This window comes from Rhodococcus sp. 06-418-5, assembly GCF_002258285.1.
In the GTDB taxonomy this organism is placed as follows: domain Bacteria; phylum Actinomycetota; class Actinomycetes; order Mycobacteriales; family Mycobacteriaceae; genus Rhodococcoides.
Genome location: NZ_NOYE01000019.1, coordinates 70590 through 91346 on the forward strand (window position 1 = coordinate 70590; position 20757 = coordinate 91346).

At 64.4% G+C, this 20757-nt stretch carries 27 protein-coding genes; 6 read left to right on the plus strand and 21 right to left on the minus strand.

Features of this window, described 5'->3' with window-relative positions:
• Window positions 1-11: 11 nt before the first annotated feature.
• The 8 genes from truA to infA all read right to left on the minus strand — a co-directional run bounded on the left by truA (window position 12) and on the right by infA (window position 4743).
• Window positions 12-908, minus strand: a complete 897-nt coding sequence (gene truA / locus CH274_RS17310; RefSeq protein ID WP_094658313.1) for a tRNA pseudouridine(38-40) synthase TruA — start codon at window positions 906-908, stop codon at window positions 12-14.
• Window positions 909-913: 5 nt separating this feature from the next.
• Window positions 914-1501 carry a 50S ribosomal protein L17 gene (gene rplQ, locus CH274_RS17315; RefSeq protein ID WP_032397527.1) on the minus strand — a complete coding sequence of 196 codons (588 nt, stop codon included), beginning with the start codon at window positions 1499-1501 and terminating at the stop codon, window positions 914-916.
• A gap of 34 nt (window positions 1502-1535) precedes the next feature.
• Window positions 1536-2600, minus strand: a complete 1065-nt coding sequence (locus tag CH274_RS17320; protein WP_008718222.1) for a DNA-directed RNA polymerase subunit alpha — start codon at window positions 2598-2600, stop codon at window positions 1536-1538.
• Window positions 2601-2699: 99 nt separating this feature from the next.
• Window positions 2700-3305, minus strand: a complete 606-nt coding sequence (gene rpsD / locus CH274_RS17325) for a 30S ribosomal protein S4 (RefSeq protein WP_032397528.1) — start codon at window positions 3303-3305, stop codon at window positions 2700-2702.
• A 21-nt stretch (window positions 3306-3326) separates the two neighbouring features.
• A complete protein-coding gene (gene rpsK / locus CH274_RS17330) occupies window positions 3327-3740 on the minus strand; it encodes a 30S ribosomal protein S11 (protein ID WP_027496331.1) in 414 nt (137 codons plus the stop codon).
• A complete protein-coding gene (gene rpsM / locus CH274_RS17335; protein WP_008718227.1) occupies window positions 3740-4114 on the minus strand; it encodes a 30S ribosomal protein S13 in 375 nt (124 codons plus the stop codon). The genes rpsK and rpsM overlap by 1 nt, the downstream gene beginning before the upstream one ends.
• A 204-nt stretch (window positions 4115-4318) precedes the next feature.
• A complete protein-coding gene (rpmJ, locus tag CH274_RS17340; RefSeq protein ID WP_025347279.1) occupies window positions 4319-4432 on the minus strand; it encodes a 50S ribosomal protein L36 in 114 nt (37 codons plus the stop codon).
• Window positions 4433-4521: 89 nt separating this feature from the next.
• Window positions 4522-4743: a translation initiation factor IF-1 gene (gene infA, locus CH274_RS17345; protein WP_005140011.1), complete on the minus strand. Its 222-nt coding sequence runs from the start codon at window positions 4741-4743 to the stop codon at window positions 4522-4524.
• Window positions 4744-5090: 347 nt separating this feature from the next.
• On the opposite strand from infA, the gene CH274_RS17350 reads away from it, so the two are divergent.
• On the plus strand, window positions 5091-5984 hold the full coding sequence (locus CH274_RS17350) for a glycosyltransferase (protein ID WP_179275790.1): 894 nt from the start codon (window positions 5091-5093) through the stop codon (window positions 5982-5984).
• Between the two features lie 2 nt (window positions 5985-5986).
• Here CH274_RS17350 and map read toward each other — a convergent pair whose 3' ends face one another.
• The 9 genes from map to rpsH form a co-directional block, all read right to left on the minus strand.
• Window positions 5987-6784: a type I methionyl aminopeptidase gene (gene map / locus CH274_RS17355; protein WP_094658315.1), complete on the minus strand. Its 798-nt coding sequence runs from the start codon at window positions 6782-6784 to the stop codon at window positions 5987-5989.
• On the minus strand, window positions 6784-7338 hold the full coding sequence (locus tag CH274_RS17360) for an adenylate kinase (RefSeq protein WP_032397530.1): 555 nt from the start codon (window positions 7336-7338) through the stop codon (window positions 6784-6786). Before CH274_RS17360 ends, map begins: the two co-directional genes overlap by 1 nt.
• On the minus strand, window positions 7335-8657 hold the full coding sequence (secY, locus tag CH274_RS17365; protein ID WP_032397531.1) for a preprotein translocase subunit SecY: 1323 nt from the start codon (window positions 8655-8657) through the stop codon (window positions 7335-7337). Before secY ends, CH274_RS17360 begins: the two co-directional genes overlap by 4 nt.
• Before the next feature lie 315 nt (window positions 8658-8972).
• Window positions 8973-9416, minus strand: a complete 444-nt coding sequence (gene rplO, locus CH274_RS17370; protein ID WP_032397532.1) for a 50S ribosomal protein L15 — start codon at window positions 9414-9416, stop codon at window positions 8973-8975.
• 2 nt (window positions 9417-9418) lie between these two features.
• The gene (gene rpmD / locus CH274_RS17375; protein WP_032397533.1) at window positions 9419-9598 is read right to left on the minus strand and encodes a 50S ribosomal protein L30; all 180 of its coding nucleotides are present in this window, start codon (window positions 9596-9598) and stop codon (window positions 9419-9421) included.
• Window positions 9598-10269, minus strand: coding sequence for a 30S ribosomal protein S5 (rpsE, locus tag CH274_RS17380; protein ID WP_032397534.1), 672 nt, complete (start codon window positions 10267-10269; stop codon window positions 9598-9600). Before rpsE ends, rpmD begins: the two co-directional genes overlap by 1 nt.
• Window positions 10270-10303: 34 nt before the next feature.
• On the minus strand, window positions 10304-10720 hold the full coding sequence (gene rplR, locus CH274_RS17385; RefSeq protein WP_032365631.1) for a 50S ribosomal protein L18: 417 nt from the start codon (window positions 10718-10720) through the stop codon (window positions 10304-10306).
• A 1-nt stretch (window position 10721) separates the two neighbouring features.
• Window positions 10722-11261, minus strand: a complete 540-nt coding sequence (rplF, locus tag CH274_RS17390) for a 50S ribosomal protein L6 (protein WP_032397535.1) — start codon at window positions 11259-11261, stop codon at window positions 10722-10724.
• Window positions 11262-11275: 14 nt separating this feature from the next.
• A complete protein-coding gene (rpsH, locus tag CH274_RS17395) occupies window positions 11276-11674 on the minus strand; it encodes a 30S ribosomal protein S8 (protein WP_008718266.1) in 399 nt (132 codons plus the stop codon).
• Window positions 11675-12069: 395 nt separating this feature from the next.
• On the opposite strand from rpsH, the gene CH274_RS17400 reads away from it, so the two are divergent.
• Together CH274_RS17400 and CH274_RS17405 are read left to right on the plus strand one after the other, a co-directional pair.
• A complete protein-coding gene (locus tag CH274_RS17400; RefSeq protein WP_094658316.1) occupies window positions 12070-13437 on the plus strand; it encodes a glutamine synthetase family protein in 1368 nt (455 codons plus the stop codon).
• 1 nt (window position 13438) lies between these two features.
• Window positions 13439-14137, plus strand: a complete 699-nt coding sequence (locus tag CH274_RS17405) for a DUF6885 family protein (RefSeq protein ID WP_094658317.1) — start codon at window positions 13439-13441, stop codon at window positions 14135-14137.
• A 92-nt stretch (window positions 14138-14229) separates the two neighbouring features.
• On the opposite strand, the gene CH274_RS17410 is transcribed toward CH274_RS17405, so the two are convergent.
• From CH274_RS17410 to rplN, 4 genes are read right to left on the minus strand one after another with little or no spacing between them, the layout of a single operon-like run.
• Complete coding sequence (locus CH274_RS17410; protein WP_008718273.1) at window positions 14230-14415, minus strand: type Z 30S ribosomal protein S14; 186 nt, start codon at window positions 14413-14415, stop codon at window positions 14230-14232.
• A 4-nt stretch (window positions 14416-14419) separates the two neighbouring features.
• Window positions 14420-14992: a 50S ribosomal protein L5 gene (gene rplE / locus CH274_RS17415; protein ID WP_008718275.1), complete on the minus strand. Its 573-nt coding sequence runs from the start codon at window positions 14990-14992 to the stop codon at window positions 14420-14422.
• A gap of 1 nt (window position 14993) precedes the next feature.
• Complete coding sequence (gene rplX / locus CH274_RS17420) at window positions 14994-15311, minus strand: 50S ribosomal protein L24 (RefSeq protein ID WP_032397537.1); 318 nt, start codon at window positions 15309-15311, stop codon at window positions 14994-14996.
• Window positions 15312-15680, minus strand: a complete 369-nt coding sequence (gene rplN / locus CH274_RS17425; protein ID WP_032397538.1) for a 50S ribosomal protein L14 — start codon at window positions 15678-15680, stop codon at window positions 15312-15314.
• 239 nt (window positions 15681-15919) lie between these two features.
• On the opposite strand from rplN, the gene CH274_RS17430 reads away from it, so the two are divergent.
• The 3 genes from CH274_RS17430 to CH274_RS17440 are packed head-to-tail and all read left to right on the plus strand — an operon-like array spanning window position 15920 to window position 20741.
• The gene (locus tag CH274_RS17430; RefSeq protein WP_094658318.1) at window positions 15920-16957 is read left to right on the plus strand and encodes an endonuclease domain-containing protein; all 1038 of its coding nucleotides are present in this window, start codon (window positions 15920-15922) and stop codon (window positions 16955-16957) included.
• Window positions 16954-17598 (plus strand): hypothetical protein, encoded by a 645-nt coding sequence (locus CH274_RS17435; protein ID WP_032397540.1) that lies wholly within the window; start codon window positions 16954-16956, stop codon window positions 17596-17598. Before CH274_RS17430 ends, CH274_RS17435 begins: the two co-directional genes overlap by 4 nt.
• Window positions 17599-17615: 17 nt before the next feature.
• The gene (locus tag CH274_RS17440; RefSeq protein ID WP_094658342.1) at window positions 17616-20741 is read left to right on the plus strand and encodes an ATP-binding protein; all 3126 of its coding nucleotides are present in this window, start codon (window positions 17616-17618) and stop codon (window positions 20739-20741) included.
• Window positions 20742-20757: the final 16 nt, after the last annotated feature.

Below are 20757 nucleotides of genomic sequence, written 5' to 3' on the forward strand. Positions count from 1 at the left end.
GGGGCGTTCGGTCAGCCCTCTCCCCCACAGCAACCGTCGCCGGTGATCGCCGATCTCACCTCGCGGGTGGCCGCGTTACGGGCGGCCAGTTCGTCGGCCGGTGGATAGTCGACTCGAACCAAGGACAAGCCGTGCGCCGGAGCCACGGCCACCTCGCTCGCTCTCTCGCGGCGCGTCAACAGCGACTGCGCCCAGTCGGGAGTTCGCCGACCTTCCCCCACGGCCTGCATGGCACCGACGAGACTGCGGACCATCGACCAGCAGAATGCGTCGGCACTGACGTACGCGGTGAGTCGATCGCCGTCGCGCTCCCAGTCGAACCGCTGCAGTTCTCGAACGGTGGTCGCCCCGTCACGTCGCTTGCAGAACGCGGCGAAATCGTGCAGACCGATCAATCTCGCGGATGCCTCCTGCACCGCACCGAGATCGATGGGCCTCGGCCACGAGACGACACCGGCCACGTCGAGGGGGTTGACGCCGTAGAGCGCCGTGCCGAATCGGTACTCGTAGTGCCTGCGGTACGCCGAGAACCGCGCGTCGAAATCAGAGGAGACGGTGCTGATGGCTCGCACTCGAACATCGGTGGGCAGAAACCGGGCCATTCGCCGGACCAGCCTGTCGTGATCGTCCGAAACGTCGACGGCATCGAAGTGCGCCACCTGACCCGTTGCGTGGACTCCCGCGTCGGTTCGGCCCGCCACGGTCAGCTCGATCGGCTGCCGCAACACCGTGGTGAAGGCTTCCTCGAGCACTCCGCAGACGGTGCGGATACCCGGTTGACGCGCCCACCCGGAGAAGTGCGTGCCGTCGTAGGAGATGTCGAGCCTAAATCTGGTGGGTACCGAAAAAGCGGGCCCGCCTTCCCCTGAGGGAATGGCGGGCCCGCTTCGATCGTGCTCGGAGCTCAAAAGGACTAGTCCTTCTTTGCTTCCTCGGCCTCGGGGGCGTCCGACGCGTGTGCGTCGTTGTCCTCGATGCCGTCGATGACTGCGTCGGCGTTGGCCACCTCGGCGTCGGTCGCGTCGGCTTCGACAGCCTCGACGACGTTCTCGTCGGTCGCGTCCTCGGCCGGAGCCTCGGTTGCGGCGGGAGCAGCCTGCGAAGCCTTCACGCGGCGTGCGCGATCTGCCTCATTGGACACCGTCTGCTCGTTGACGAGCTCGATGATGGCCATCGGCGAGTTGTCACCCTTGCGGGGGACGGTCTTGATGATGCGTGTGTAGCCACCGTCGCGATCGGCGAAGAAAGGCCCGATCTCGGCGAACAGCTTGTGCACGACATCTTTGTTGTTGATCGTCTTGAGAACCTCACGACGATGCGCCAGGTCACCCTTTTTGGCGTGGGTGACGAGCTTCTCGGCGTGCGGACGAAGGCGCTTGGCCTTCGACTCGGTGGTGGTGATGCGGCCGTGCTCGAAGAGTGACGTCGCCAGGTTGGCCAGGATGGCCTTCTGGTGCGACGCCGACCCGCCGAGACGGCGGCCCTTGGTGGGCTTGGGCATGATGAATCTCCTAGTAAGAGCTCCAGCGAGCTGATTACAGCTGTTCTGTCTCGGCGTAGTCCTGCTCGGCACCTTCGGTGTCGCTGAAGGAGCCGGCGTCGGTGTCACTCCACGTGCCCGTGGTGGCGTCGTAGCCAGGCACGGTGCTCGGATCGAACGACGCGGGGCTGTCCTTGAGGGAGAGGCCGAGCGAATGCAGCTTGACCTTCACCTCGTCGATGGACTTCTGCCCGAAGTTACGGATGTCGAGCAGATCGGACTCGGTACGACCAACCAGCTCGCCGACGGTGTGAACACCCTCGCGCTTGAGGCAGTTGTAGGACCGGACGGTGAGGTCCAGATCCTCGATGGGGAGTCCGAAGGAAGCGATGTGATCGGCCTCGGCGGGCGAGGGTCCGATCTCGATACCTTCTGCTTCGACGTTCAGCTCACGGGCGAGGCCGAAGAGCTCAACCAGGGTCTTGCCCGCCGAAGCGAGCGCGTCCCGCGCGGTGATGGAATTCTTGGTCTCCACATCGAGAACGAGCCGATCGAAGTCGGTGCGCTGTTCGACGCGGGTGGCCTCCACCTTGTAGGTGACCTTGAGCACGGGCGAGTAGATCGAGTCGACCGGAATACGGCCGATCTCGGCACCCGATGCCTTGTTCTGAACGGCGGGGACGTAGCCGCGACCGCGCTCGACGACGAGCTCGATCTCCAACTTGCCCTTGTCGTTCAGGGTCGCGATGTGCAGATCGGGGTTGTTCACCGTGACGCCGGCCGGAGGCACGATGTCGCCTGCGGTCACAGCGCCTGGGCCCTGCTTGCGGACGTACATGGTGACCGGTTCGTCTTCTTCGGAGCTCACCACGAGGCCCTTGAGGTTCAGGATGATGTCGGTGACATCTTCCTTGACTCCGGGGACGGTGGTGAATTCGTGGAGGACGCCGTCGATACGGATGCTGGTGACAGCAGCGCCGGGGATCGACGACAGCAGGGTGCGGCGGAGCGAGTTGCCGAGTGTGTAACCGAAGCCGGGCTCGAGCGGCTCGATGACGAATTTCGAGCGGTTGTCGGCGATGACCTCTTCGGTCAGCGTCGGGCGCTGTGAAATGAGCATTGTGTGTTCCTCCTGTACGGGCGTCCGCTATTTGACGCCCACGTGTGGAGGCGAAGACGCATGTGAGCCTCGCGGGGAGACTCACATGCGTGCCGCGCCTTACTTCGAGTAGTACTCGACGATGAGCTGCTCCTGGAGCGGCACGTCGATCTGTGCGCGCTCCGGCAACCTGTGAACCAGGATGCGAAGACGGTTGGGAACGACCTGCAGCCACGGGGCGACGGGACGGTCGCCGTAGCTTTCGCGGGCGATCTGGATCGGCAGCGTCTGAGCCGACTTCTCACGGACGTCGATGATGTCGTACTGCGAGACGCGGTAGCTGGGGATGTCGACGCGCTTGTTGTTCACCAGGAAGTGACCGTGCGTGACCAGCTGACGGGCCTGACGACGCGTACGTGCCAGTCCGGCGCGGTAGACGACGTTGTCGAGACGACTCTCGAGGATGGTCAGCAGGTTCTCGCCGGTCTTGCCGACGGTCCTGTTGGCTTCCTTGTAGTACAGACGGAACTGCTTCTCCATGACGCCGTAGGTGAAGCGAGCCTTCTGCTTCTCCTGCAGCTGGAGCAGGTACTCGCTCTCCTTGATCCGCGCGCGGCCGTGCTGGCCGGGCGGGTAGGGACGACGCTCGAACGCCTGGTCGCCTCCGACGAGGTCGACGCGCAGACGACGCGACTTGCGGGTGATAGGACCGGTATAACGTGCCATTTTCTAAACCTTTCCTTCCCGCTAGACCCGACGCCGCTTGGGCGGACGGCAGCCGTTGTGCGGCTGAGGGGTGACATCGGAGATGGTGCCGACCTCGAGGCCAGCGGCCTGAAGCGAGCGGATCGCGGTCTCACGGCCGGAGCCGGGACCCTTGACGAACACGTCGACCTTCTTGACGCCGTGCTCCTGTGCCTTGCGCGCAGCGTTCTCGGCTGCGAGCTGTGCGGCGAACGGAGTCGACTTGCGCGAGCCCTTGAAGCCCACGTGTCCCGAGGACGCCCACGAGATGACGTTTCCGGCGGGGTCGGTGATCGACACGATCGTGTTGTTGAACGTGCTCTTGATGTGCGCAGATCCGTGCGGGACGTTCTTCTTGTCCCTGCGACGCGTCTTCTGCGCCTTCTTCGGACCGGTACCGCGTGCTTTGGGGGGCATTACTTCGCCTTCTTCTTGCCGGCAATGGTGCGCTTGGGTCCCTTACGGGTACGCGCATTGGTCTTGGTGCGCTGTCCACGGACGGGCAGACCACGACGGTGGCGAAGACCCTGGTAGCAGCCGATTTCGATCTTGCGGCGGATGTCGGCCTGAACCTCGCGGCGCAGGTCGCCCTCGACCTTGAGGGACTCGTTGATGTAATCGCTGAGCTTGCGCAGATCGTCGTCGCCGAGATCCTTGCTTCGCAGGTCGGGGCTGACGCCCGTCGCTGTGAGGATTTCCTTGGAGCGGGTACGGCCGACGCCGTAGATGTAAGTCAGTGCGATCTCCATGCGCTTTTCGCGCGGCAGATCCACACCTGCGAGACGTGCCATGTGGCATTTCCTTTTCTTGTCCGGAGGTCTGCTCCCAGTCCGTCCCCTGTGTCCTTCTCACCGCTGGGGTGTGAAGCGTCTTTCAACCAACTCAGTGGGGCCCCGGCCTCCGTGCCGGGGGTATGCCGCAACGCGTGTGTCGCGGTTGGTGCTGGGAGGTCATCTTCTAGCTGTTGCCAAGCCGACGTGCGAAATGCTCGGTGGTTATCCCTGACGCTGCTTGTGACGCAGGTTGTCGCAGATCACCATGACGCGCCCGTTACGACGAATCACCTTGCACTTTTCGCAGATCTTCTTGACGCTCGGCTGAACCTTCACGTCGTTGATCTCCTGTGTGTAGCTCGGCCCCACTGCAGGCAGCGGCTCCGAGCATGGTTCCCCCCGACCGGACGTGGCCGGGGAAGCTCTTACTTGTAGCGGTAAACGATGCGTCCACGCGTGAGGTCGTAGGGCGAGAGCTCTACCACGACGCGATCCTCGGGAAGGATGCGAATGTAGTGCTGACGCATCTTTCCGCTGATGTGAGCGAGTACCTTGTGGCCGTTTTCGAGCTCAATGCGAAACATCGCATTGGGCAGCGGTTCGACAACTCGGCCCTCTACCTCGATAGCACCGTCTTTCTTGGCCATATCCTCCGCGATCCTGGCTCTCACACCTGGTTGATTGCATCTGTTTCCGTTACCGTGATGCCCACTGACCGACCCGAATCGACGGGCCGACGTGTCGCCGGAACGGTTCGCAGGCCACCAGGGCACGCGAACATCCGGTACGCAGGGCGCACCGTCGATCCATGTTACCGGGTAATGCACGTCTGGCCAAATGCGTTCCGCATCCATGCTCCGGGTCAACGGTTGCCCCAGTTCGATTTCCTGAGCTAGCGTTCTGCCCGGCTGTATCCCAGCCGCACAACACGGGCCGTCCCGCCTGCCCTCGCAGCGGCGGCCGTGTCCGCGACGACGACCACGAGGCACCCCTCTTGAGCTCAGACACGCGCGCCGGCAACCCGGGCGTATCCGTCATCATTCCGGTACACAACTCCACGGACGTTCTCGACGATCAACTGCGAGCTCTCGCTCGACAGGATTACGAGCATCCCTTCACGGTGATCGTCAGCGACAACGGCTCGACCGACGGCCTTCGCGAACACATCGAGAACCATTGCCTCCGTGGAGCGCTCGACCTGCAGTACGTCGACGCTGCGGGAACCCCGGGCGCATCGTTCGCACGTAACAGAGGTGCAGACGCCGCCCGCAGCGACCTGCTCGCCTTCTGCGACGCGGACGACGCGGTCCACCCGAACTGGCTCCGGCGCATCGTTGCCGGCCTCGACGAGTACGACATCGTGGGTACCGGTCTGGAGACGGAGACGCTGAATTCCGCTGCCGTGCGCGCATCGACACCGTTCGCACCGCCCTCGGATCAGGGCAAGTCGACATTCCTACCGTTCGCCATCGGTGCCAGCATGGCGTGCCGCAGATCGACCTACGTCGAGCTCGACGGCATGCTCGAGTACGTTCACGCCAGCGAGGACATGGAGTTCTCGTGGCGCGCACAGCACGCGGGGTATCGACTGCATTTCATCGCCGAACCACTGGTGTCGTACCGACTTCGCACCGGACGTCGGGAGAACTGGAAGCAGGCAGGCGCGCTCGGGTACGGATCGGCTCACGTACGCGGACTACACCGAGCACACGGCTGCCCGCCCTTCCGGGCTCGCACGATCTCCGTCGCCCTGCTGATGCTCGGCGTACGAAACCCACTGCTTCCCACTGCAGTGACCAGGATGTCGACTCGACTCTGGCTTCGTCTGGTGGCTGCGCATCTCGGACTGGTCCGCGGCGGCCGACGCTACGGATCACTGGCCTGGTGACCCTAGCTGGGTCGTAGTGTCAGGATCCGCGGCCCGTCCTCGGTGACGGCAACGGTGTGTTCCCAGTGCGCCGATCGGGATCCGTCGGTGGTCACGACCGTCCAGCCGTCGTCGAGAATGTCGGTGTCGTACGTGCCGAGGGTCAGCATGGGCTCGATTGCCAGAGTGGATCCGACGACCAGCTCCGGTCCCTTACCCGGCGCACCCTCGTTCGCGAGGAACGGGTCCATGTGCATCTCACGACCGATGCCATGACCGCCGTATCCGTCGACGATCCCGTACTTGCGGCCGTGCGCCTGCTCGGCCGCGTGGGTTCCGGATTCGATGGCGTGCGAGACGTCGGTGAGCCGCTTGCCTGGAAGCATCGCGGCGATACCTGCCTCCATCGACAGCCTCGTCGCCTCGCTCAGCATCGCATCGGCTTCGATGATGTCGCCGACACCGAATGTCCACGCCGAGTCTCCGTGCCAACCGTCGAGAACCGCCCCACAGTCGATGGACACCAGATCGCCTGCGACCAGGAGCTCGTCCGCCGACGGAATGCCGTGCACCACACGGTCGTTGACCGACGAACAGATGCTGCCGGTGAAGCCGTGGTAACCGAGGAACGACGGCACCGCACCGGCGTCACGGATGACGGCCTCGGCAACTCTGTCGAGCTCGAGCGTCGAGACACCGGGAACCGCCGCTGCCCGCACTGCCACCAGAGCAGCGCCGACGACCGCGCCGGCCGCAGCCATGGCGTCGAGTTCGCCGGCACTGCGGAACGGCACGACCTTCCGTTTACGGCCGAATGCCATTACTTGCCGTGGTCCTCGATGGACTTCAGCGCGCGAGCGTTGACCTCGTCCACCTCACCGATCGCGTCGACCGTCACGAGTTGGCCCTCGTAGTAATCGAGCAGGGGCGCGGTCTCGTCCCGGTACACCTTGAGTCGGTTACGAATGACGTCTTCCTTGTCGTCCTCGCGTCCACGCGCGAGCATGCGTTCGACGACGACGTCCTCGTCGACGACGAAGGAGAGTACGGCGTCGAGCTTCGCGTTCAGGTCCGCCAGGATGCCGACCAGTGCCTCGGCCTGACCCACCGAACGTGGGAAGCCGTCGAGCAGGAAGCCGTTCACGGCGTCGGGTTCGGAGAGGCGGCTGCGGACCATGTCGACGGTCAGCTCACTGGGAACGAGGTCGCCTGCATCGAGGTACTTCTTCGCCTCGAGTCCGAGCGGCGTCTTCTCACCGATGTTCGCGCGAAACAGGTCGCCGGTCGAGATGTGCGGAACGCCCAGCTTCTCGGACAGGAGGACGGCCTGGGTGCCTTTGCCGGCACCGGGGGGACCGAGCAGAACAAGTCTCACTTGAGGAACCCTTCGTAGTTACGCTGCATCAGCTGGCTTTCGATTTGCTTCACGGTATCCAGGCCGACGCTGACCATGATCAGCACGGCGGTGCCACCGAAGGGGAGGTTCTGTCCTCCACCCGAACTGCCGATGTCGAGGAACAGGTTCGGGAGCACGGCGATGGTGCCCAGGTAGACCGCGCCCGGCAACGTGATGCGACTGAGGACGTAGTTCAGATAGTCGGCGGTCGGCTTGCCCGGACGAATGCCCGGGATGAACCCGCCGAACTTCTTCATCTCGTCGGCGCGCTCTTCGGGGTTGAACGTGATCGCCACGTAGAAGTACGTGAAGAACACGATCAGACCGAAGAAGATCGCGATGTACACCGGGTTGGCCGGGTTCACCAGGTACTCGTTGATGATGCGCTGCCACCAGCTCGGATCGACCGCGGTGCTGGCCGAGGTGAGCTGGGCGATCAGGTTGGGCAGATACAGCAGCGAGGACGCGAAGATCACCGGGATGACGCCGGCCTGGTTGACCTTGAGCGGAAGGTAGGTGGAGGAGCCGCCGTACATCTTTCGACCGACCATGCGCTTGGCGTACTGGACGGGAATTCGGCGCTGACCCTGCTCGACGAACACCACGCCGGTGATGATCAGGAACGCTGCGAAGCAGACGAATCCGAACACCAGCCCACCACGGCTCTCGAGGATCGAGTTGCCCTCGGAGGGGATACGCGAGGCGATTCCGGCGAAGATGAGCAGCGACATTCCGTTGCCGACGCCGCGCTCGGTGATGACCTCACCGAACCACATCACGACGGCTGCACCTGCGGTCATGACGAGCACGATGATGACGAGGCCGAAGATGCTCTGGTCGGCGATGATGTCCTGCTGGCATCCCTGCAGAAGTTGGCCGCGGGAGGCGAGGGCCACCAGGCCGGTCGCCTGCAGGATGGCCAGCGCGATCGACAGGTAACGCGTGTACTGCGTCATCTTGGCCTGCCCCGACTGTCCCTCCTTGCGGAGTTCCTCGAACTTCGGGATGACGACGGTGAGCAGCTGCACGATGATGCTGGCGGTGATGTACGGCATGATGCCGATCGCGAACACCGAGAGCTGGAGGAGCGCTCCACCGGAGAACAGGTTGATCAGCGAGTAGATGCCCGCAGAGTCTCCACCGGAGACCTGGTCGATGCATGCTCGGACATTGGCGTAGTCGACACCCGGCGACGGCAGCGTGGCACCGAAGCGATACAGGGCCACCAGACCGAGCGTGAAGAGGATCTTCCGTCTCAGGTCAGGAGTCCTGAGGGCCGACACGAAGGCGGAAAGCAAAGATCCTCCTGGCACGACTGCGTTGACGCTGCGAGTGCTTCGTCAGGAGCGCAACCGGCGCTCCTGTGAGCCTCACGAGCATGGACTGCAGGCGACATGCATCGCCCGCATCGAAACGAACTTCTGTGAACTCTAGAACTCTAACAGTGCGTATCGAACCGCCCGACGGTCAGTGTTGGACCCTGTCCGTTCGGTCGAGTACGGCACGTGGTGCCGAGGCAACGATGGCCGCAGCTCAGCTGCGAGAGCTGTGGCTGCGGCCATCGTCACGAACTGCTGCTCGATGCATTGCTACTCAACGCATCGGAGCAATGCTCATACCTCGGTTGCAGAACCGCCGGCAGCGGCGATCTTTTCCTTGGCGGAGCCCGTGAACTTGTTGGCCGAGATCTCGACCTTCACGGTCAGGTTTCCGTCGCCGAGAACCTTGACGGGCTCGTTCTTGCGAACGGCACCCTTGGCGATGAGCTCGGGGATACCGATCTGACCGCCCTCGGGGAACAGACGCTCGATGTCGCGCAGGTTCACGACCTGGAACACGACACGGTTGCGGTTGGTGAAGCCCTTGAGCTTCGGGAGCCGCATGTGGAGGGGCATCTGGCCACCCTCGAAGCGTGCCGGCACGTTCTTGCGTGCGCCGGTTCCCTTGGTACCGCGACCTGCGGTCTTGCCACGCTTGCCACCTTCACCACGGCCGACACGAATCTTCGTCGACTTGGATCCGGCTGCGGGGCGCAGGTGGTGCAGTTTGATGGTCATGGTTAGACCTCCTCAACGATTACGAGGTGGCGCACCGTGTTGACCAGTCCGCGGTTCTGCGGGTTGTCCTCGCGGACGACCGTCTGGCGGATGCCCTTGAGCCCGAGAGTACGCAGGCTGTCACGCTGGTTCGCCTTCTGGCCGATGGTGCTCTTGATCTGGGTGACCTTCAGCTGAGCCATTACTTCACCGCTCCTGCCTGTGCGCGTGCGCGCAGCATTCCGGCGGGTGCAACCTCTTCGAGGGTCAGGCCGCGGCGAGCCGCAACTTCCTCGGGACGCTGCAGACCCTTGAGGGCTGCGACGGTCGCGTGCACGACGTTGATGGCGTTGTCGCTACCGAGCGACTTCGACAGCACGTCGTGGACACCGGCGCACTCGAGCACGGCACGCACCGCGCCACCGGCGATGACGCCGGTACCGGCACTGGCCGGACGCAACATGACGACGCCTGCTGCGGCTTCGCCCTGGATGGGGTGCGTGATGGTGCCGGCGATCATCGGGACGCGGAAGAAGCTCTTGCGAGCCTCCTCGACACCCTTCTGGATGGCCGCGGGAACTTCCTTGGCCTTGCCGTAGCCGACGCCGACCAATCCGTTGCCGTCACCGACGATGACGAGGGCGGTGAAGCTGAAGCGTCGACCACCCTTGACCACCTTGGAGACGCGGTTGATCGTGACGACCTTCTCGATGAAGTTCGACTTGTCCGCAGCGTTGCCGCCACGGCCGTTGTCACGACGGTCACGACCGCCACCGCGGTTGTCGCCGCGCTGGTTGTTGTCGCCACCTGCGTTGGGGCCACTGTTCTGTCCGGCGGGGCCGCTTCCGCCGTCACGCCGTTGACGTCCCGGCATCAGGCTGTCCTTCCGTTGTCAGTCATTGTCATCATCAGAACGTCAACCCGCCTTCACGGGCTGCGTCTGCGAGTGCCGCGATGCGGCCGCTGTAGTTGTTGCCGCCGCGGTCGAACACGACTGCCTCGACGCCTGCTGCCTTCGCGCGGCTGGCGATGAGCTCGCCGACCTTCGCACTGACGGCCTTCTTGTCGCCCTCGAGGGCGCGCACATCGGCTTCGATGCTCGACGCGCTGGCCAGCGTGTGGCCGGCGAGGTCGTCGATCAACTGCACGTGGATGTGACGCGAGGACCGGTTGACGACCAAGCGGGGACGCTCGGGCGTGCCGGAGATCTTCTTGCGAAGGCGGAAGTGACGACGTGCCTTCGACAGGCGACGCTTCGTCGAGACGTCGGTGCCACGCGGAGTGCGCTTGACGACGTTCGCCTTGTCTGCTGTTTGCTGGCTCATATCACTTACCCGTCTTTCCGACCTTGCGGCGGATCACTTCACCCTCGTAGCGGATGCCCTTGCCCTTGTACGGGTCCGGACGCCGCAGACGACGAATGTTGGCAGAGATCTGACCGACCTTCTGCTTGTCGATGCCGACAACGGTGAATCGCGTGGGCGACTCGACCGTGAACGTGATGCCCTCGGGTGCTTCGATCAGCACGGGATGGCTGTAACCGAGTGCGAACTCGAGGTCCTTGCCCTTGAGTACGACGCGGTAACCGACGCCGTGAATCTCCATCTTGTTGGTGTAACCGTTGGTGACACCGGTGATGAGGTTCGCGACGAGAGTGCGCGACAGTCCGTGCAGTGCACGGCTCTTGCGCTCGTCATCGGGCCGGGTGACGGCGATGGTGCCGTCGTCGGCGCGAGCGATCTGGATGGGCTCGGCGACCGTCAGGCTCAGGGCACCCTTGGGGCCCTTGACCGCAACGTTCTGGCCGTCGATGGTGATATCGACTCCAGCGGGGACCGGTACCGGCAATTTTCCAATACGTGACATGGTGGTGGCCTCCCCTACCAGACGTAGGCGAGGACTTCTCCGCCCACACCCTGCTTGGCCGCCTGACGCTCCGTGAGCAGACCTGTGGACGTGGAGATGATCGCCACGCCCAGGCCGCCGAGAACCTTGGGCAGATTGGTGGATTTTGCGTATACCCGGAGACCGGGCTTGGAGACGCGTCGCACGCCGGCGAGGCTGCGCTCACGGCTCGGGCCGTACTTCAGATCGACGATGAGGGTCTTGCCCACCTCGGCGTCTTCCGTGCGGTAGTCGGAGATGTAGCCCTCGCGCTTGAGGATCTCGGCGATGTTCGCCTTGAGCTTCGAGTGGGGAAGCTTCACCTCGTCGTGGTACGCCGAATTGGCGTTGCGCAGACGGGTCAAGAAGTCTGCAATTGGATCGGTCATCGTCATGGTGTGACCTGTGCACCTTTCTCGCAGCGGTTCCCATGCAGCACGCGCGAGCTGGTGCCCCTGGATTCTCGAAAACCCGGCGGGCCTGGCTCGTCACATCGTGGGCCTACAACGAAGTGAACATGTCCTGACCGACTGTTGCCGGTCAGGGGTTGCGCTCCAAGCAATGCATCGCTGCACTGCCAGGTGTTTCGAGCTTCCGCATTTCGATGCTGACGTACGGAGAACTCGAGGTTGCGTTTCCATTGCAAGGACTCGCGTGCAGGCACGACGAAGCCCGGGCAACCGCTCTAGTGTAGGCATCGCGCACCCGAAGACCAAATCGCCTTACCATTGCGCGACGGCTCGGGTCCAGTCGGACACCCCGGCGTCCACTTCTTCGCTAACGTCGGACCATGACGGACTCGAAGGCAGTCGACATCGATCACCTCACCCACACTCTGCGTGACCGCACCATCGCCGGGGTGACGATCGGGTGGGTCGACAACAACGGCATCGTCCGATCACGCACCGTGCCCACCGCAGAACTGACCGCAGTTGCACGTCGCGGCGTAGGAGTCACCGCGGTGTTCGCGGTGTTCGATTCGCACGACGGGATCACCTTCGCTCACGAGGGACTGTCGACGCCGTCCGGCGATGTTCGGTTGATTCCGGTGATCGACAACGCGTCGAGCGTGGTTCCACCTGCCGGCCAACCGGGGCTTGCCTGGGTACACGGCAGGCAGCTCTCCGCGGACGGCTCTCCCTGGCCCTACGACCAACGCGCTGTTCTCGAGCGGCAGGTGCAGAAGGCGTCCGATGCCGGTTTCGAGGTGCGGGCCGGATTCGAGATCGAGTTCGCCCTGACCCGGGAATCGGACGGACTGTCCGCCCATCGAGGACCTGCCTACTCCGCCAACGCGCTCCGCGATGTCGACGAATTCGTCGTATCGCTGCTGCACGCCCTGTCTGCGAACGGTGTGAGCATCGGTCAGATTCACGCCGAGTACGGCATGTCCCAGATCGAGATCGCGCTCGCGCCACTCGATCCCCTTGCTGCAGCCGATGCGCAAGTTCTCGCGCGGCAGACGATCCACTCTGCCGCCAAAGCTCACGGCCTGCGGGCGAGCTTCGCTCCCCTGCCCGCGTCCAGCAGTGCAGGCAACGGATGGCACCTGCACACGTCACTGGTTCGCGACGGGCACAACGCTCTCACCGGAGACGGAGAGCATGGATTGTCGGAGACCGGGCAGTCGTACATCGCGGGCCTGGTTCGAGAGCTGCCGGGACTCACTGCCGTCACCGCACCGAGTTCGGGATCCTTGCTCCGACGTCGACCCGGATACTGGGCCGGTGCCTTCGGGTTCTGGGGCGTCGAGAACCGCGAAGCGGCAGTACGGCTCGTACCCGGTTCTGCCCTCCTCGGTCCCGATCACACCAACGTCGAGTTGAAGGCGTGCGACGCTTCCGCCAACCCCTATCTGGCGCTTGCCGTCACCATCGCGGCCGGCATGTCGGGAGTGGCCGATTCGGCGACGTTGTCGCCACCGGTTCAGGCGGATGTGGGCGGCTGGGACGATGCCCGTCGCGACGCCGCCGGTATCTCCCCACTCGCGACGACCCATGCCCAACAACGGGAGAACCTACTGTCGTCGGCGCTGGTCGCAGACGTGTTGGGCGAAGACCTTCTGGGCGCGTTCGTTGCCTGCCGGGACGCCGATGCAGCGTGGGCGGAGAGCCACACCGAGGACGAACTGCTCGAATCACTGCGCTGGATCTATTGACATGCTGCGACAGTTCCCCGGCGTCGGCGCAATCGTCTCTGCCCTCGACAGCGCTCTGCCGCAACCGGATCAGCTCTGCGGACCGTTCTCGGCATCGATAGCGTCGACGGCCGTCGTGGGCGACGACGCACCGGACGTGACTGCACTCGCGATCGCATCGGGATCCGCGATCTGGCCGGGCGAGACCGTCGCGGCCCGTCCGCCCGGAACGCCCCGGATCACCGACGGGTGGGATTGCCTACCGAGGGCCGCATCGATCGATGCGGCCGGGACCACAGCGTCAGGTCTTGCGACGGGCATCGAGACGGCGACCGAAGGACGCGTCGTGGTGGTTCCGATCGTGGGGCCCGGTTCCGACGGGCTCCGCCTGCTCCTGACCCGCCTGGCCGACGTGCAGTTCCGGTTCGGCCTGGTTGCGAATGTGCACACCGAGAACCTGACCGAATTCGGTTGGAGCGTAGGACATTTCGTGACCGTCCTGGGAATGGACACCGTCGAGGACGTGGTTGCGATTGCCGATACCTATCGAGAGCTCGGAGTCGCGGGCATGCCGGCCGGATGTCGAACCGTTCCCACCGACACTCTCGCGTCTGCGATGTCCGAACGTGGCCTGCTCCTTCTCGTCGACAACGACGACCGTTCTGCCGCACTGGATCTGACTCGGTCACTCGATCTACGAAACGACGTGTGGTCGGTCTGAGACGGGAGGCCTGAGCAAACACGAAATGGGCGTGGGTTCCTTTCGGAACCCACGCCCATCAGCGTGGTGTGGTGAAGCCCGGAGGCCTCAGATCACCAGGAGCTCTTGCGAACTCCGGGAAGCTCTCCGGCGTGTGCCATCTCGCGCACGCAGATACGGCAGAGGCCGAACTTGCGGAACACGGAATGGGGACGGCCGCAGCGGTTGCAGCGAGTGTATGCACGCACCGCGAACTTCGGCTTCTTGTTGGCCTTGTTGACCAATGCCTTCTTCGCCATGGACTCAGTTCTCCTTGAACGGGAAGCCGAGGTGCTTGAGCAGCGCGCGGCCTTCTTCGTTGTTGGTTGCGGTGGTTACTACGGTGATGTCCATGCCGCGCGGACGATCGATCTTGTCCACGTCGATCTCGTGGAACATCGATTGCTCGTTGAGGCCGAATGTGTAGTTTCCGTTGCCGTCGAACTGCGTGCCCGAGAGGCCGCGGAAGTCCCTGATTCGGGGAAGGGCAATGGAGACCAGACGGTCGAGGAACTCCCACATGCGGTCGCCACGGAGGGTGACGCGTGCGCCGATGGGCATTCCTTCGCGCAGCTTGAACTGTGCGATGGACTTGCGTGCCTTGCGGATCTCCGGCTTCTGGCCGGTGATGGCAGCGAGGTCGGCAACTGCACCGTTGATCAGCTTGGCGTCACGGGCGGCGTCGCCGACACCCATGTTGACGACGACCTTGACGATGCCGGGGATCTGCATGACGTTCTCGTATGCAAATTCGGTGTTCAGGGCGTCTTTGATCTCGGCGCGGTAGCGCGCCTTGAGGCGGGGCTGTTCGCCCGCGATGTTTTCGGTGGTAGTCATCTCAGATGTCCTTCCCGTTCTTCCGGGAAACACGAACGCGCTTGCCGGTTTCTTCGTCGGTCCGGTAGCCCACGCGAGTGGGGTTGCCGTCCGAGTCGACCACTGCGACGTTCGATACGTGGATCGGGGCTTCCTGGGTGACGATGCCACCCGAGGATGCGCCGCGCTGGTTGGCGGAGACCGCAGTATGCTTCTTGATGCGGTTCACACCCTCGACCAGAACCTTGGAGTCAGCGGGGTAGGCCTGAATGACCTTGCCCTTGGCACCCTTGTCCTTGCCTGCGATCACGAGAACGGTGTCGCCCTTGTGCACCTTCATTTACAGCACCTCCGGGGCGAGCGAGACGATCTTCATGAACTTCTTCTCACGCAGCTCACGGCCGACCGGGCCGAAGATACGAGTTCCACGGGGATCGTTGTCCGGCTTGATCAGCACCGCAGCGTTCTCGTCGAAACGGATGTACGAGCCATCCGGACGGCGACGCTCCTTGATGGTGCGGACGATGACGGCCTTGACGACCTCACCCTTCTTGATGTTTCCACCGGGAATGGCGTCCTTCACCGTAGCTACGATGATGTCGCCGATTCCGGCGTAGCGACGTGACGAACCACCGAGAACGCGGATGCAAAGGATTTCCTTCGCGCCCGTGTTATCAGCGACGCGTACTCGCGACTCCTGCTGAATCACTAACTTCTCCTTGACCTGGATGTACGTACGTGCCGGATTTCCGTCCCGACACGCGCGGTCGGCTGCTGGGTACGGGCACACGAAGGCACACCGCTGCCACAGGCAACCGGTCAAGTGTAGGGGAACGGGTCCCCGGCATCCAAATCGTCGTCACCGGGCCACCCGCCGTCACCTGCGCCCTTCGGGGCAATCGGTACGGTTCTGGGGATGGGACATCTTCGGATCGACGGGGCGCGGCGATGACGTCGGAGCGCGACGACACCGCGTGGTGGTCGAGTCTGCCCCTGGACCGGGTCGTGCGCATCCACGGGGTCACCGAGCGTGATCTCGCCGAATCCGTGAACCCTCTACCGGTGGACGCACCTGCGATCGTGTTCTTCGCGATCGATCCCACGACGGCCGATCGTGCCGTCGATCTCGTCGATGCAGTGGTCACGGAACTCGAGAACGCCGCCGTCGATTCGGTTCCGCTGTGGCTCACCGACTTCGACCATCACTCCGGCTCGTCGTCGTTGGATCGGCGCGCTGCTCGCGTCGCCGCCGCTCGGCTCGGTGCCGACACCGCACACTTCGGCCCCTACGTCGGGGCTCTGGCAAATGCAGCCGTCGCGGGGAGTGCGCCGCGTCGAGCCGCATTCACCGTCGAAACTCGCGCAGCAGGCTCGACCCGAATACTTGCCTCGGCTCGTCGAAGAAGCCTTGCTGCGCTCGTGTTGGTCGTGCCGGCCGGAACGGATGCCGGAGTCGTCGGGACAGCTGCGGAATGGCTGTGCACGCACGCCGGTGCAGCGGTGTGGGTGACGGGCGACGGGGCGTCGAACATGGACCGGTTCCGGTCCGTGGCGGTACACGCGCCCGCCGTGCCCGCTGGGGTCGAGACCGTGGTCGATCGGTTCCGACCCCTGAGCTATCCGCCGATCGCGGGACATCCGCACCCGGCCAGCGATCCGGAGAAGCGCTTGTATCGAGCGCTGGACGTGCACGACTGGGCTGCGGGGCGGGAGCACAATCGTTCGATCCGGCTCGGTGAGCTCGGCCGACCGTTCACGGTCGACGTACTGTGGCGCACCGAGAAGATCGTCGTGGAAATCGACGGCAACGAGCACCGCGCCGTCGACCGCTTCGCCGAGGACCGCGTGCGCGACAACCAACTGCAGACACACGGCTACATGGTGTTGCGCTTCACCAACGCTCAGGTGATCGACGATCCGCAACGTGCGGTAGCTACCATCCGCGAGGCAGTATCGAGAAGACGATCGAAGGGGGATCCTCGATGAGTACCGAAGACCTGAACGGGACCGAGGCGGCAGTGCTGCTGGTCCTGATGGCCGAGGCAAGTCCGGTCAAGAATTCCGAACTCAAAGCGATGGGCCCCGAGCTCGCGAAGCCGTCACGCGACAAGCTGAAGAACGCCGGTCTCGTCGAAGTGAATTCGTCCGTGCGACCGATGACTCTCGAACTCACCGACAAGGGATGGCGGGTCTGCGGCGAACTCATCGGTGGAGAACCACCGGCTCGATCGACCGGCGCGGGCAAGGCAATGTTCACCGTGTTGGCGGGGTTGCGACGGTGGCTCGATCGCACCGACGCCCGCCCGGCGGATGTGTTCTCGCCGCGAACAGAGGAGCCCGAACCCGTCGAGAAGACCGAGACCGCGGTCGACATCGAAGCCTCGATTCGCGCGGCCTACGCCGGGCTCGCCCGCGAACCCGGCAGCACCGTCCGACTGTCCAGATTGCGAAACGAATTGCGCGACATACCCAGAACCGATTTGGACGACGCCCTCGCGCGCCTGCGTCGCGCCCCGGACGTCTCGTTGATACCGGAGGAAAATCAGAAGACGCTGACCGACGAGGAACGCGCCGCGGCCGTCGTCGTCGGAAATCAGCAGAACCACCTTCTCTCGATCGAACCATGATGGGCGTTGAGTCGACGATGACGGACAGCGAGCAGATCCGAGCTCTCGAATCGGTGCGGCTGAGTTGGGCACCGACACCCGACGACGTGTGGCGTTCTCAGTCGAACGTGCACGTACCGGGGATGCACGAACGCGTGTTCCTCGAGGTGATGAACGCGTACGACGACGCGGACGCCTCCGACGACGCGAGTCCGCTCGGAGTCGTCGTGCGCGGCCCGGCCGGTTCGGGCAAGACGCACCTGCTCGGCCAGGTGCGAGAAGAAGTACAGCTCAAGGGCGGGTACTTCTTCCTGATCAGGTTGCTCGACGCCGCCGGATTCTGGCGTTCGACGCTGATGGGGATGCTCGACGACCTGATGCGTCCGTCCGGCCGCGGATCGGACAGCCAGATCGGGCTGTTGCTTCGACGCCTCTGCGAGATCGGCGACATCGCCGAGGATCAGCGCGCGAAGATCATGGGCGAGAGCATGATCGACGCGGATACGCTCAACGATTTCGTCACCGCGGTGTACAAGGTTCACCCGCGCCATCGACGGACGTCGCAGCACACGCTGCGCGCGCTCGTGCTGTCCATCGCCCCCGATTCGGCCGTTCAGGATCTGGGCGACGCCTACCTGCAGTCGATCGACGACGTCGATCCCGACGAGTTCTCGGCCTGGGGCATCCGCCGGGCCGAGCTCGGCCATCAGGGCATCGCCGAGAACATCTCGCGTCTGCTCGCCATCACCGGTCCGACCATCCTCGCGATCGATCAGATCGACACGCTCGTGGCGCAGTCTCGTACCGGATCGGATCAGGAGTTCGCCGACGCGCAGGAAGACAAGGTCGTCGAACAGCTCGCACACGGCTTGATGTCGCTGCGCGAGACCCTCCCCCGGACTGCCTCGGTGCTCTCCGCGCTGTCGAGTGCCTGGGAACTGATTGCCGCACGCGGAGTCGCGCCGATGCGTGACCGCTTCCGAGTCACGCAGTCGCTCAAGCCGATTCCCTCCTCGGACATCGGTCGCCTGCTACTCGGACGACGGCTGGCCGCGTGCTTCCTCGAGGCCGGGTTCACGCCACCGCACCCCACGTGGCCTGTTGCGCCCGACGCGTTCGAGCAGGCCCCGGATTTCACTCCGCGCCAGCTTCTCATCGCCGTCGATCGGCACATCAGGCACTGCCTCGACACCGGGGTCGCGTCGGAGTTGGAGAGCTTCACCGACAGATCCGGTCCTACCGATGCGCCCGACCTGCCCACGGCGCGGGTCAACGAACTCGATGCGCTCGACGATCGCTACGAGCAACTTCGTGGACAGGTCGACGTCTCCGTTCCGTTGCGACCCGACAGCGAGGACTCGATCGTTCCCGCTCTGTTGTCCGCGGGTCTGACGGCGTGGATTCACGAGCATCAGTCGTCCGACGACAGCCTGGCCCAGGATCCGCCGCCGAGCGGCAAGCCGGCGCTGCACGCCCGCCTGCGTCACACCGTCGACACCGACACCGACGACGAAGAGCACTGGTGCTTCCGCGCCGTGACGTCCGGCAACGCGCGGGCCGCGTTGGCCCGAGTCGAGCGGGCCGTGACGACGGCGGGCCTGCGCGTCGACATGCCGAGGCGACGGCTGATCCTGATCAGGAACGACCCGTGGCCGAACGGCGCGAAAACCGAGCAGACGATCGCGGCCCTGCACCGCGCCGGTGGCGTCGTGGTGCCCCTCGGGGACGAGGACCGCAGGGCGCTGGCGGCATTGTCGATCCTGTTGGCCGAGAACTCCCCCGCGCTGACGTCCTGGTTGCTCGCACGCAAGCCGGCGCACGATGTCGAATTGTTCTCTGCGGTGCTGCCTGCAGTCAGTGTCGTGGACGACGACACCGCCCTCATCGAACCGGAATCGACACCCTCCGTACCGGAGTCGTCGACGAGCCGAAAGCCGTCCATCGTCGTCGGTGCCGAGGTCAGCACCGGTGCCGATGTCGCCATTCCACTCGAGGCGCTGCGCAAGCACACGGCGATCTTCGCGGGATCCGGCTCGGGAAAGACCGTTCTGATTCGCCGGCTGGTGGAAGAATGTGCCCTACAAGGTGTTTCGGCGATCGTGCTGGACGTCAACAACGACCTGGCTCGGCTGGGTACCGCGTGGCCCGAGGACGAGAGGACGTGGCCACCGGGTGACGAGGCCAAGGCAACGGCGTACCTGCGCGACACCGACGTCGTGGTGTGGACCCCGCGCAAGTCGACCGGCCGGCCGCTCAGCTTCCAGCCGCTACCCGACTTCGCCAGTGTCGTCGGCGACGCGGACGAGTTCGAGGCCTCCATCGAGTCCGCTTTGGCCTCGCTCGAACCGGCCGCAGGTGTACTCGGGACGTCACAGAAGGCCAAACACGGTCGGGCCGTGCTGAAATCGGCCCTCGACCAGTTCGGTCGTCGTTCGCGGGGCGGGGATCTGTCCGACTTCATCGACCTGTTGGAAGAATTCCCCGAGGACGCGAGCGAAATGCGCGATGCGGTACGCATCGCTGCCGGACTGGCCGAGAATCTCAAGGCCGCCGCCGCGAACGATCCGATGTTCGCAGGCGCGGGCACGCCGGTCGACCCAGCTGTGCTGCTGACGCCGGCCGAGGGCAAGAAGGCTCGGGTGTCGGTGATCAACCTCGCGGGGCTGACCACCGACGAGCAGAAGCAGAGTTTCGTCAATCAACTCCAGATGGGGTTGTTCGCCTGGATCAAGAAGAATCCGGCAGGCGACCGGCCACTCGGGGGGTTGTTCGTGATGGACGAGGCGCAGAATTTCGCACCCTCCGACCGGAGCACAGCGGCAACGCACAGCACCCTGGCCCTGGCGTCGCAGGCCAGAAAGTACGGACTGGGACTGGTGTTCGCCACGCAATCCCCGAAGGGCCTGCACAATCGCATCGCGGGCAATGCGTCCACGCAGTTCTACGGTCTGCTCAACAGTCCATCGCAGGTCGACGCAGCCAAGGAGATGGCGCGGGTCAAGGGGGGCTCGGTTCCCGACGTCGGACGCCTGCCCGCCGGTCAGTTCTACGCGGCTGTGGAAGGCGCCGAATTCCGACGCACCGCCACTCCCCTGTGCCTGTCCTACCATCCGAAAAGTCCGCCGACCGAGGAAGAGGTCATCGAGCTGGCGCGACAGCCCTGACGCCGTGACAGTGGCA